This is a genomic window from Sphingobium abikonense NBRC 16140, assembly GCF_001598335.1.
Classification (GTDB): domain Bacteria; phylum Pseudomonadota; class Alphaproteobacteria; order Sphingomonadales; family Sphingomonadaceae; genus Sphingobium; species Sphingobium abikonense.
Genome location: NZ_BCYT01000040.1, coordinates 1 through 1,386, shown reverse-complemented (window position 1 = coordinate 1,386; position 1,386 = coordinate 1). Strand labels below are relative to the sequence as shown.

The window sequence follows — 1,386 nt, the reverse complement described above, 5'->3', positions numbered from 1 at the left end:
ATTTTTGCGGAGCTGCGATGCGCCTGACGCGCTACACCGATTATGCCATGCGGGTGCTGCTATACCTCGGGCGGCAGCCGGGCGAGCTGGCCTCGATTGCAGTCATTGCGCGCGCCTTTGCCATTTCGCAGAACCACCTGATGAAGGTGGTCAACGATCTGGTGAACGCGGGCTATCTGGAAAGCGTGCGCGGTCGCAACGGCGGGATCCGCCTCGCCCGCCCGCCGCACGAGATCAACGTCGGCGCACTGGTTCGCCAGACCGAGGACGATTTCGATCTGGTTGGCTGCGGGGCCTGTGTGATTGCCCCGGCCTGCGGCCTCACTAGCGTGCTCGACGAGGCGCTGCTGGCATTCCTCAAGGTACTCGACGGCTACTCACTGGCCGACGTGCTGGCGCGCAAGGGCGATTTTTCACACCTCCTCGCGCCTGTGGATGCATGAATTAGCAGGTAATTCTCTCTGCACAGTGCTCATAGTTGATCAATCAGTCTTGCAGCGGCGAAACGCCGTGGACGACTTGCACTCCCAGCTGTCCGAACAGCGCGTCAGTTCCTCTAGCAGCAGTTTTCAAGACGCTAGAACGGCGACTTTTTGCTGACGGTCGTTGCACCCGAATGTTGGAATTTCGTGCGAGTTGTCGACAGACCGTCCTGCGTTGATCGGAGGGGTGGTTCTGGCGAAAGCTGCCGATTGCAGACCCACGGGCTAGCGGCGCAAGCTGATCGGCACGAGCCAAGAGGCATTTCCACATTAGGCCGGCAATCGTTCTTCAGAAGGCCAATTCTGGCCATCGGAGAACGAACATGGACATGCCTGAGAACACACTCGCATCCCACAAGCGTCAGGTCTGGAACGCGGGGCGCACTGTCGGTGCCAAGCGGGCGCTGAAGCCGAAGCAGATCTGGGAGATCCGCTTCTACCTCAACCAGCGCTGCCGCTTGCGAGATCGAGCTCTCTTCGACCTTGCTATCGACAGTAAGCTGCGTGGCTGCGACCTCGTGCAGATCAAGATTGGCGATATTGTCAGCGGTGGACAGATTCGCACCCGCGCAATCGTGATGCAGCAGAAGACCGGACGACCGGTTCAATTCGAGCTGCTGCCAGATACCCGCACCAGCTTGCTCGCATGGCTTGAACGTCGTGGCGGCACGGTAGACGATTACGTGTTTCCAAGCCGTGTTGATCGTAACGGCCATCTTAGCACCCGCCAGTATGCAAGGCTGGTTGATGAATGGGTGACGGGAGTGGGGTTGATGCGAAATGAGTACGGCACCCATTCACTGCGCCGAACCAAGGCCTCGATCATTTACCGAGCGACAGGGAACCTGCGCGCAGTCCAGATATTGCTCGGCCATAGCAAGATCGAGAATACGGTGCGTTACCT

2 protein-coding genes are annotated in these 1,386 nt (G+C 59.1%); both read left to right on the top strand.

Annotated features, from left to right (window positions below; all coding sequences use genetic code 11):
* The first annotated feature begins 17 nt into the window (after positions 1-17).
* Entirely contained in the window at positions 18-443 is a 426-nt protein-coding gene (locus tag SAB01S_RS17895; RefSeq protein WP_009824050.1) for an RrF2 family transcriptional regulator, read from the top strand.
* Positions 444-805: 362 nt separating this feature from the next.
* A partial coding sequence (locus tag SAB01S_RS17890; RefSeq protein WP_062734681.1) for a tyrosine-type recombinase/integrase occupies positions 806-1,386 on the top strand: 581 nt, incomplete at its 3' end.